Source organism: Streptomyces sp. WAC06614, from assembly GCF_003949795.1.
In the GTDB taxonomy this organism is placed as follows: Bacteria; Actinomycetota; Actinomycetes; order Streptomycetales; family Streptomycetaceae; genus Streptomyces.
The window spans coordinates 1-11,323 of the sequence record NZ_RPRY01000230.1; the positions used below are offsets into that span (position 1 = coordinate 1).

The window sequence follows — 11,323 nt, forward strand, 5'->3', positions numbered from 1 at the left end:
GGGGGGCGCCGGGGCGGACGGCGCCGCCGCCGGGACGGGGGTGGTGATCTCCCCGCCCGCGGGGTCGGGGGTGATGCCGTGGGTGAGGTCGGCGACCAGCGGGGAGGGCGGCAGCCCGCCCAGGACCGCGCCGTCGAGGGCGGCGGCCGCGGCGGCGGCCACGTCGACCGCGTCCATCCCCCGCTCCCGCCGGGCCTGCGCGGCGGTCCGCCGTGGCCGGCGCCGCTGGGCGAGGGCCTCCTCCTCGGCGGAGTCCGCCCCGGTACGGTCGCCGGCCGGGCCGCGGCCGGCCGTGCGGGCCCGCCACTGTTCCGCGTCGTGCCGCGGGGCGGCCCCGTCCTGCTCCTCGTCCGCCCCCTGGCCGTCGTACGGGCCGGGTGCGACGATCCCGAGCTTGATGCCGAGCGACCGCAGCCGCTGCGGGATCGCGTTGACCGGGGTGGCGGTGACCACCAGCAGGCCGAAGACCGTCAGCAGCACCAGCAGGGGCACGGCCAGCGGCGCGCCCATGGTGAAGATCAGCGGCTTGGACGCGGCCCAGCCGATCAGCCCGCCCGCGTCGCGCATGGCGGCGGTGCCCTCACCGCGGCCCGGCGCCCCGCAGGCGATGTGCACCTGGCCCAGGACCCCGATGACCAGGGCGGTCAGGCCCACCCCGATCCGGCCGTTGGCGTCGGTCTGCTCCGGATGGCGGACGAACCGCAGGGCCATGACGGCGAGCAGGATCGGCACCAGCAGGTCCAGCCGCCCGAAGGCCCCGGTGACCAGCATGGTGACCAGTTCCCCGACCGGCCCGCTCAGGTTCGACCAGGTGCCGGCGGCCACGATCAGGGCGAGCGCCAGCAGCAGCAGCGCGATGCCGTCCTTGCGGTGGGCCGGGTCGAGGTTGCGTGCACCCCGGCCGAAGCCGCGCAGGACCGCCCCGACCGCGTGCGCGAGCCCCAGCCACAGCGCACGCACCAGCCGCACCACGCCCCCCGTCGGGGACGGTGCGGGCTTGGGCGCCGCCTTCTTCGCCGGAGGCCGTTTCGCGGGCGCCGCCTTCTTGGCGGCGGGCTTGCGGGCGGGCGCCGCCTTCTTCGCCGGCGCCGTCGTACGGCCGGTGCGGGCCTTGGCGGCGCCCGCGGTGCTCTGGGAACCCTTGCCGGACGTACGTGAGGCCATGGGGGCGAGGGTACCGGTGCGCACGCCGGTGGACACGCGTGCCCACCCCTTCACCCGTTCGTGTCGGCCTCCGCGTACGCGATGTGACGCACGGACGGACGCGGCGCGGCCCTGTCACGCGGCGGGGAACGGGTCCTGACGCGGACTCAGGTCTGCGCCGGCAGCACCGGCGCCCCACCGCCCGCCCCGGGCTCCAGGGCGTCCAGGGCCCGCCGCAGCCCGGTCAGCTTGCGCTCCAGGTGCGCGGCGGTGGCGACCACCGCCGGATCGGCGGACTCCTCACCGAGCTGCTTGGTCAGTGCCTCGGCCTGCTCCTCCACGGCGGCCAGCCGCGCGGAGAGCTCGGCCAGCAGCCCGGCCGCCTCCTTGCCGTCGACCCCGTTCGGGGAGGAGCCGCCCTCCAGCTGGAGCCGCAGCAGCGAGGCCTGCTCGCGCAGCTGGCAGTTCTTCATGTACAGCTCGACGAAGACCGACACCTTGGCCCGCAGCACCCACGGGTCGAAGGGCTTGGAGATGTAGTCCACCGCACCGGCGGCATAGCCGCGGAAGGTGTGGTGCGGACCGTGGTTGATCGCGGTCAGGAAGATGATCGGGATGTCCCGGGTCCGCTCCCGCCGCTTGATGTGCGCGGCGGTCTCGAACCCGTCCATGCCCGGCATCTGGACGTCCAGCAGGATGACCGCGAAATCGTCCGTCAGCAGCGCCTTGAGCGCTTCCTCCCCCGACGACGCCCGGACCAGTGTCTGATCGAGCGCGGAGAGGATGGCCTCCAGCGCCAGCAGATTCTCCGGCCGGTCGTCGACCAGGAGGATCTTGGCCTTCTGCACCATGCCCTGTCCTCCTCGCCCCGGCATGGGGCCTCCCCGGCTCCTGGCGCCGGCCGACACGCCGGGCCCCGCCCCAGAGAACGGCTTCCTTGCGCCGTCCGTCCTTGTGCCGGTCATCGTAGCCCCAGTCCCGAGATCGCCACACCCTGTCACCAGGATGTCACTGTGCACGGACAAGAAACGTGGTGGAACGGCAGAAGGTTCCCCGACCGCCGCCCACCGGACGATCATCTTCAGCGCATGTGCTGCTCCATCACCGTCAGCAGGTAGTCCGGATCCACCGGCTTGGTGACGTAGTCCGTGGCACCGGAGTCCAGGGCCTTCTCCCGGTCGCCCTTCATCGCCTTCGCGGTCAGCGCGATGATCGGCAGCCCCTCGAACTGCGGCATCCGCCGGATCGCCGCCGTCGTGGCGTAGCCGTCCATCTCCGGCATCATGATGTCCATCAGCACGAGCGCCACGTCGTCGTGCTGCTCCAGCATCTCGATGCCCTCACGCCCGTTCTCGGCGTACAGGACCGCCAGCCCGTGCTGCTCCAGCACGCTGGTCAGCGCGAACACGTTGCGCACGTCGTCGTCGACGATCAGCACCTTCTCGCCGTGGAAGTCGTACGTCCGCGGCGGCGCCGGCAGCTCCTCGGCCGCCTCCCAGCCGGCCTCCGTCCCCGGCTGCCCCGGCACCGCGGGGCGCACCGGCGGCTCCCCCAGCGTCTTGCGCCGGCGCCGGAACAGCGCCGCCGCACCGCCCTGCCCGGACCCCTGCCCGGCCCCCGGCGCCGCGTACGGGCCGCGCTCCAGCGGGACCGGGGGCGGCGTCAGCGACAGGTCGTCCACCGGGACCGGCACCGGCAGCGGGGCCGGCGGCAGCGCGCCCTGCTCCTCCGCCGACCGCCGGTACAGGTCGGCACGGCCGCCCGGAGCCGGCTGCGCGTAGCCCTGCGGCGGCAGCTCGCTCGGGTGCAGCGGCAGGTACAGCGTGAACGTCGAACCGCGGCCCGGCTCGCTCGCCGCGTGGATCTCGCCGCCCAGCAGCCGGGCGATCTCCCGGCTGATGGACAGGCCCAGGCCCGTCCCTCCGTACTTGCGGCTGGTGGTGCCGTCCGCCTGCTTGAACGCCTCGAAGATCACCAGCATCTTGCTGGCCGCGATGCCGATCCCGGTGTCGGTGACCGAGAACGCGATCAGGTCACCGTCCGGCTCGCGCAGCGAGCCCGCCTCCAGCAACTGCTCCCGGATGGCCTGCGGCACGTCCGGACCGGCCGGCCGGATCACCAGCTCCACCGCACCGGTGTCGGTGAACTTCACCGCGTTCGACAGCAGGTTGCGCAGCACCTGCAGCAGCCGCTGCTCGTCGGTGTGCAGCGTCGCCGGCAGCTCCGGGGAGACCCGCACCGAGAAGTCCAGGCCCTTCTCCGCCGTCAGCGGCCGGAAGGTGGCCTCCACGTAGTCCACGAGCTGCACCAGCGCGATCCGGGTCGGCGAGACGTCCATCTTGCCCGCCTCGACCTTCGACAGGTCCAGGATGTCGTTGATCAGCTGCAACAGGTCCGAACCCGCACCGTGGATGGTCTCGGCGAACTCCACCTGCTTGGGCGACAGGTTCTCGTCCGCGTTGTCCGCCAGCAACTTGGCCAGGATCAGCAGCGAGTTGAGCGGGGTACGCAGCTCGTGCGACATGTTGGCCAGGAACTCGGACTTGTAGCGCATCGAGACCGCGAGCTGCTCGGCGCGCTCCTCCAGCACCTGCCGGGCCTCCTCGATCTCGGTGTTCTTCACCTCGATGTCCCGGTTCTGCTGGGCCAGCAGCTCGGCCTTCTCCTCCAGTTCGGCGTTGGCCGCCTGGAGGGCCTTCTGCCGGTTCTCCAGCTCGTCGGAACGCTCGCGCAGCTGCTCGGTCATCTCCTGCGACTGCTTGAGCAGCATCTCCGTCTTGGAGTTGACGCTGATGGTGTTGACGCTCGTACCGATCATCTCGGCGATCTGGGACAGGAAGTCCTTCTGGATCTGGGTGAACGGCTGGAACGACGCCAGCTCGATCACGCCCAGCACCTTGCCCTCGAACAGCACCGGCAGCACGATCACGTGCGCCGGCGGGGCCTCCCCCAGACCGGAGGAGATCTTCAGGTACCCGGGCGGGGTGTTCTCGACCAGGATCGTCCGCTTCTCCTCCGCGACCGTCCCGATCAGCCCCTCACCCGGCCGGAACGACGTCGGCATCTTCCCGCCCGCGTAGGCGTAACTGCCGCGCATCCGCAGCTCGTACGTCCCCTCACCGGCCCCGCTGCCCAGCTCGCTGGCCCCACCGGCCGGCTGCACCAGGTAGAACGCGCCGTGCTGCGCCGAGACCACCGGCGTCAGCTCGCTCATGATCAGCCCGGCCACGTCGTCCAGGTCCCGGCGACCCTGCATCAGGCCGGAGATCCGGGCCAGGTTGCCCTTGAGCCAGTCCTGCTCCTTGTTCGCCAGCGTCGTGTCGCGCAGGTTGGCGATCATCGTGTTGATGTTGTCCTGGAGGACCTGGATCTCGCCCGCCGCGTCCACGTCGATCTTGAGGTTGAGGTCGCCGCGGGTCACCGCCGTGGCCACGGCCGCGATCGCCCGCACCTGCCGGGTGAGGTTGCCGGCCATCTCGTTGACGGACTCGGTCAGGTCCCGCCAGGTGCCGTCCACGTCCCGCACCCGCGCCTGACCGCCCAGGATGCCCTCCGTCCCCACCTCCCGGGCCACCCGCGTGACCTGGTCGGCGAACGACGACAGCTGGTCGACCATCGTGTTGATGGTCGTCTTCAGCTCCAGGATCTCCCCGCGCGCATCGATGTCGATCTTCTTGGTCAGGTCGCCCTTGGCGATGGCGGTGGTGACCATGGCGATCTGCCGCACCTGACCGGTGAGGTTGGACGCCATGAAGTTCACCGAGTCGGTGAGGTCCTTCCAGGTCCCCGAGACGCCCGGCACGTGCGCCTGACCGCCCAGGATGCCGTCGGTGCCCACCTCCCGGGCCACCCGGGTCACCTCGTCGGCGAACGACGACAGCGTCTTGACCATCGTGTTCACCGTGTCGGCCAGCTGCGCGACCTCGCCGCGCGCCTCGACCGTCACCTTCTTCGTCAGATCACCGTTGGCCACCGCCGCCGAGACCTGGGCGATCCCGCGCACCTGCGCGGTCAGGTTCCCGGCCATCGTGTTGACGTTGTCGCTGAGGTCCTTCCAGATACCGGTGACCCCGCGCACCCGGGCCTGGCCGCCCAGGATGCCCTCGGTCCCCACCTCACGGGCCACCCGGGTCACCTGCTCGGCGAAGTTCGACAGCTGGTCCACCATCGTGTTCACGGTGGTGACCAGCTCCAGGATCTCGCCCTTGGCGTCGACCGTGATCTTCTTCGACAGGTCGCCCATGGCGACCGCCGTGGTCACCTCGGCGATGTTGCGCACCTGGATGGTCAAGTTGTTCGCCATGAAGTTGACGGACTGGGTGAGGTCCTTCCAGGTGCCCGAGACCCCCTTGACCTCCGCCTGACCCCCCAGGATGCCCTCGGTACCCACCTCCCGGGCCACCCGCGTGACCTGCTCGGCGAAGTTCGACAGCTGGTCCACCATCGTGTTGAGGGTGTTCTTCAGCTCCAGGATCTCCCCGCGCGCGTCCACGTCGATCTTCTGCGACAGGTCGCCCCGCGCCACCGCCGTCGCGACCTGCGCGATGTTGCGCACCTGCGAGGTCAGGTTCCCGGCCATGCCGTTCACCGAGTCCGTCAGGTCACGCCACACGCCGGCCACCCCGGGCACCTGGGCCTGACCGCCGAGCCGGCCCTCGGTGCCCACGTCCCGGGCCACCCGCGTCACCTGCTCCGCGAAGGCCGAGAGCTGGTCCACCATCGTGTTGATGGTGTTCTTCAGCTCCAGGATCTCCCCGCGCGCGTCCACGTCGATCTTCTGCGACAGGTCGCCCCGCGCCACCGCCGTCGTCACCTGCGCGATCTGCCGCACCTGGGAGGTCAGGTTGCCGGCCATGAAGTTGACCGAGTCGGTCAACTCCTTCCACGTGCCGGATACGCCCTCCACCCGGGCCTGACCGCCGAGCCGGCCCTCCGTACCCACGTCCCGCGCCATCCGCGTGACCTGGTCCGCGAACGAACTGAGCTGGTCCACCATCGTGTTCACGGTGTTCTTCAGCTGGAGCATCTCGCCGGAGACGTCCACCGTGACCTTCTGCGACAGGTCGCCGTTGGCCACCGCCGTGGTCACCTGGGCGATGTTGCGCACCTGACCGGTCAGGTTGCGGAACGCGGTGTTCACCGAGTCGGTGAGGTCCTTCCACGTCCCCGCCGCACCCGGCACGTGCGCCTGCCCGCCCAGCTCGCCCTCGGCACCGATCTCCCGAGCCACCCGGGTCACCTCGGCACCGAACGCCTGGAGCTGGTCCACCATCGTGTTGACGGTGTTCTTCAGCTCCAGCATCTCCCCGGCCACGTCGACCGTGACCTTCTGCGACAGGTCGCCGTTGGCCACCGCCGTGGTCACCTGGGCGATGTCCCGCACCTGAGTGGTCAGGTTCCGGAAGACCGTGTTCACCGAGTCGGTGAGGTCCTTCCACGTCCCCGCCGCACCCGGCACCTGCGCCTGCCCGCCCAGCAGACCCTCCGCACCGACCTCGCTGGCCACGCGCGTGACCTCGTCGGCAAAAGTACGCAGGGTGTCGGTCATCTGGTTGATCGTCTCGGCGAGCTGCGCCACCTCGCCGCGCGCGCTGACCGTCACCTTCTGGGTCAGGTCACCGTTCGCCACGGCCGTCGTGACCTGCGCGATCCCCCGCACCTGGGCGGTCAGGTTGCCCGCCATCGTGTTGACGGAGTCGGTCAGGTCCTTCCACACACCGGCCACCCCGGGCACCGTGGCCTGGCCGCCCAGCTCGCCCTCCGTGCCCACCTCCCGGGCCACCCGCGTGACCTCGGAGGAGAACGACGACAGCTGGTCCACCATGGTGTTCACGGTGTTCTTCAGCTGGAGCATCTCGCCGGCCACGTGCACCGTGACCTTGCGCGACAGATCACCCTTGGCGACCGCCGTCGTGACCAGCGCGATGTCACGCACCTGAGCGGTCAGCCGGTACGCCATCGTGTTGACGGAATCCGTCAGGTCCTTCCACGAACCCGACATCCCGCGCACCTGCGCCTGACCCCCGAGCTTGCCCTCGGTCCCCACCTCCAGCGCGACCCGCGTCACCTCGTCGGTGAACGCCGAGAGCTGGTCCACCAGGTTGTTGACCGTCCGGCCGACCTTCAGGAACTCCCCGCGCAACGGGTGCCCCACCCCGTCCGGACCCTGCGTCCGCAGCTCCATGCGCTGCTGCAGATCACCCTCGGCCACCGCCGAGAGCACCCGCCCGACCTCCGACACCGGCCGGGCCAGATCGTCGACCAGCTGGTTCGAGGCGTCGATCGCGGCCGCCCAGGAGCCCTCGCAGACCCCCGTCTCCAGCCGCTCGCTCAGCTTGCCCTCGCGCCCGACCATCCGACGCACCCGCGACAGCTCGCCGGTCAGGTGCAGATTGCGGTCGGCGACCTCGTTGTAGACGGCGGCGATCGGGCACGCGGGCCTGGGGGTCCTCCCGCACGGAACCCGGCCATAACACTTCGGCACCTTCGCACACGGCCCGCACCTGCGAGTGGACTTCGTGACGACCGCACCCGCACCCACGGCGAAGGTAAGTAACCTGGCATCCGACTGTCCCACCGCGTCGAAGGAGACCAGTGATCACGGCTCGGGCGGCTGCCAGCTTCGAACCCGTCGGGCGCTCGGTCGCCGCTGCCCGGGCGTTCGTCCGCGACACCCTCCAGGGCTGGGGATTCGCGGACGTCGTCGACGACGCCGTCGTCCTCACCAGCGAGCTGGTGACCAACGCCGTGGTGCACGCCGGCACCCGGGCCGAGGTGCTGTGCCTGCGCTCCGAGGACGGCGTACGCGTCGAGGTCGCCGACCGCTACCCCGAGCGCGAGCTCCCGCTCCAGCACCCCGGCGCGCGCCCGTACGCCGACCCGGACCGCGAGAGCGGCCGCGGCCTGATGCTCTGCGCCGCCCTCGCCACCCGCTGGGGCGTCGAGTACACGCCCACCCACAAGCAGGTGTGGTTCCGCCTCGACCTCCCGGACCGGCCGGTCGGTACCCGCTCGGCGGGCCCCGTCGTCCCCGACGGCATGCTCCCCCTCGCCGACACCCGGGTCCGCGTCGCCGTCCTCCAGATCGACGCCGACGACCACGTCTCCGCCTGGAACGAGGACGCCGAGCACATCTTCGGCCACCCCGCCGAGAAGGCCCTCGGCCGCCCCGTCACCGACCTCGCCGCCTGGCCACAGACCCCCGGCACCGGCCCCGGCATCATCGAGGCCCTGCGCCTGTCCCGCTGGGAGGGCAGCTACGGCATCCGCGGAGCCGACGGCCGCATCATCCCCGTCTACGCCTCCCACCTGCGCGTACGCGACGCCCACGGCGAGCCCTCGGTGGTCTGCCTGCTCGTCCACGACGACGAACGCGCCCTGCTCCAGACCCCGGTCCGCACCCCCTCCGCCGACCCCGGGCCGTTCAGCGAGACCCGCACCGCCGACCCGTTCGAGGCCTTCATCGGCTCCCCCGCCCCCGACGACCTCGAAAGCCTCCTCCAGCGCACCGTCGAACGCGCCCGCGACATGCTCGACGCCGACGCCGCCTTCCTGCTGCTCGCCACCGACGACGAGACCGAACTGGAGGTACGGGCCACCACCGGCCTGCCCTCCACCCGCCAGCGCTTCGCCCGCGTCCCCGTCGAGGCCGGGACCAACCGCTTCGGCTCCGCCCGGATGCCCGCCGTCCACGACGACCTCACCGCCGTCCCCGGCGCCGTCCCGCTCCTGCAGTCCACCGGCATGCGCTCGGTGGTCACCGTCCCCCTCAAGGTCGAGGGCCGGCTCACCGGCTCCCTCGGCGTCGCCGCCGAGAACCCCGGCCGCTACACCAACGAGGAGGCCCTGCGGCTGCAGTTCGCCGCCGACCGGATCGCCCTCGCCGTCGAGTCCGCCCGCCTCGGCGAGCTGGAGCGGCTGCGCCGCGGCTCGCTCTCCTTCCTCGTCGAGGCCTCCGACCTGCTGGCCGGCACCCTCGACCGGGACCAGACCCTGGCCCTCATGGCCCAGATGACCGTCCCCACCCTCGCCACCTGGTGCGCCGTGTGGACCATCGCCGACCAGTCCTCCGAACCCCACCTGAGCTACGTCCTGCACGAGGACGAGGAACGCATCGACGGCCTCAAGGCCCTGCTGCGCCGGCTCAGCCCGCCCGAGCGCACCGTCGACCCGCCCGGCGCCCGCCCCTGGCCCGACGCCTCCCGCGCCGTCGGCGGCGAGAGCGTCGTCCTGCCCCTGACCGCACGCAACCGGGTGATCGGCATGCTGACCCTGGGCAACCCCTCCGGGGAACAGTTCCGCCAGGAGATCCTCGAACTCGCCGAGGACCTCTCCCGCCGTGCCGCGCTCGCCCTCGACAACGCCCGCCTCTACTCCGAGCGCATGGCCATCAGCCGCTCCCTCCAGCGCAGCCTGCTGCCGCCCGGCTCCCCCGCGATCCCCGGCATCGAGGTCGAGGTCATCTACCGCGCGGCCGGCGAGGGCAACGAGGTCGGCGGCGACTTCTACGACGTCTTCCCCATCCGCGACGGCGCGTACGGCTTCGCCATCGGCGACGTCTGCGGCACGGGCCCCGAGGCCGCGGCCGTCACCGGCCTCGCCCGCCACGCCCTGCGCCTGCTCGCCCGCGAGGGCCTCGGCGGACCGGCCGTCCTGGAGCGACTGAACGCCGCCATCCTCGACGAGGGCGCCCGCAGCCGCTTCCTGACCCTCCTCTACGGCGAACTCCACCCCCAGCCCGACGGCGGCGCCCTGATGAAGGTGGTCTGCGCCGGCCATCCGCTCCCGCTGCGCCTGCGCCCGGACGGCCAGGTCTCCCCGGCCGCCGAACCCCAGCCGCTGCTCGGGGTGATGGAGGACCTCGACCTCTACGAGGAGACGCTCACGCTCGACCCGGGCGACGTCCTGCTCTGTGTCACCGACGGGGTGACCGAGCGCCGCGAAGGCACCCGCATGCTCGGCGACGACGGCCTGAGCGACGTGCTCACCACCTGTACGGGCCTCACGGCCGGCGCCGTGGCCTCCCGGGTGCTGCGCGCGGTCGAACGTTTCGCCGCGGAACCGGCCTCCGACGACATGGCGATCCTCGCCTTCCGGGTGCCCGAGCAGCGCACCGGCGAGTGATCATCGGCAAAGGAGCTGCACAATCAACAGTAAAAAGCTGCGCGTTGGCCAAAACCTGCGCTAGCGTCACCGGGCATGCCGACCCCCCGAACTCGCCCCGCATATACCGCAGATGAACGTACCCAGCTCGTGGGCTGGCTCGATATGCAGCGTTCCATCATCCAGTGGAAGTGCCAGGGCCTGGCCGAAGAGGACGCCCACCGGGCCGTCCTGCCCTCCTCCCCCTTGATGACGGTCGCCGGCCTCGTGTCCCACATGCGCTGGGTCGAACACTGCTGGTTCGAAGTGATGCTCCTTGACCGCCCGTCCGAGGTGAATCCCCAGTTCGGGGACATCGAGGACGCCGACATGCAGGTGGCCGAGGGCACCACGCTGGCCCAGCTCCTGGAGGAGTACGACGACCAGTGCGCCATATCGAACGAGATCATCGCGGCGCACTCGCTGGACGACACCGGCCGTAACACCGACTACAAGGCCGGCTCCGCCTCGTTGCGCTGGATCCTGCTCCACATGATCGAGGAGACGGCCCGCCACGCGGGCCACCTGGACGCCTTGCGCGAGCTCCTGGACGGCGAGACGGGCTACTACTGACCTGCGGGGAGCCGCCTCGCAGGAGGCGGCTCCCCGTCCGACGCCGACAGCGCCAACGCAAAAAGGCCCCCACCGCATGGTGGGGGCCTTTCTCTGAGCCCTTTAACGGAATCGAACCGTTGACCTTCTCCTTACCATGGAGACGCTCTACCGACTGAGCTAAAAGGGCGGGTTGTTCGGCGGCGTCCTACTCTCCCACAGGGTCCCCCCTGCAGTACCATCGGCGCTGAAAGGCTTAGCTTCCGGGTTCGGAATGTAACCGGGCGTTTCCCTAACGCTATGACCACCGAAACACTATGAAGTTGAACTCAAGCCTGCCGGAGCTTGGCGAGTTCGTTACTTCAGAACTAACACAGTGGACGCGAGCAACTGAGGACAAGCCCTCGGCCTATTAGTACCAGTCAGCTTCACCCATTACTAGGCTTCCACATCTGGCCTATCAACCCAGTCGTCTACTGGGAGCCTT

4 protein-coding genes, 1 tRNA gene, 2 rRNA genes and 1 pseudogene are annotated in these 11,323 nt (G+C 70.9%); 2 read left to right on the forward strand and 6 right to left on the reverse strand.

What is annotated here, in order from left to right; translation table 11 throughout:
* From EF918_RS25340 to EF918_RS25350, 3 genes and pseudogenes are all read right to left on the reverse strand, one after another.
* Positions 1-1,164 (reverse strand): annotated as a pseudogene (locus EF918_RS25340) (cell division protein FtsK); the annotation flags it as partial.
* A gap of 146 nt (positions 1,165-1,310) precedes the next feature.
* The gene (locus EF918_RS25345; protein WP_125650835.1) at positions 1,311-1,994 is read right to left on the reverse strand and encodes a two-component system response regulator; all 684 of its coding nucleotides are present in this window, start codon (positions 1,992-1,994) and stop codon (positions 1,311-1,313) included.
* Positions 1,995-2,224: 230 nt separating this feature from the next.
* Entirely contained in the window at positions 2,225-7,627 is a 5,403-nt protein-coding gene (locus EF918_RS25350) for a HAMP domain-containing protein (RefSeq protein WP_260610658.1), read from the reverse strand.
* A gap of 110 nt (positions 7,628-7,737) precedes the next feature.
* Between EF918_RS25350 and EF918_RS25355 the strand changes: the two genes are divergently transcribed.
* A complete protein-coding gene (locus tag EF918_RS25355) occupies positions 7,738-10,266 on the forward strand; it encodes a SpoIIE family protein phosphatase (RefSeq protein ID WP_125650838.1) in 2,529 nt (842 codons plus the stop codon).
* 75 nt (positions 10,267-10,341) lie between these two features.
* On the forward strand, positions 10,342-10,857 hold the full coding sequence (locus tag EF918_RS25360; RefSeq protein ID WP_125650840.1) for a DinB family protein: 516 nt from the start codon (positions 10,342-10,344) through the stop codon (positions 10,855-10,857).
* Between the two features lie 96 nt (positions 10,858-10,953).
* On the opposite strand, the gene EF918_RS25365 is transcribed toward EF918_RS25360, so the two are convergent.
* The 3 genes from EF918_RS25365 to EF918_RS25375 form a co-directional block, all read right to left on the reverse strand.
* Positions 10,954-11,026: transfer RNA gene (locus EF918_RS25365), tRNA-Thr, on the reverse strand.
* Positions 11,027-11,031: 5 nt separating this feature from the next.
* Positions 11,032-11,148, reverse strand: a 5S ribosomal RNA gene (rrf, locus tag EF918_RS25370).
* Positions 11,149-11,228: 80 nt separating this feature from the next.
* Positions 11,229-11,323 (reverse strand): 23S ribosomal RNA (locus EF918_RS25375); the annotation flags it as partial.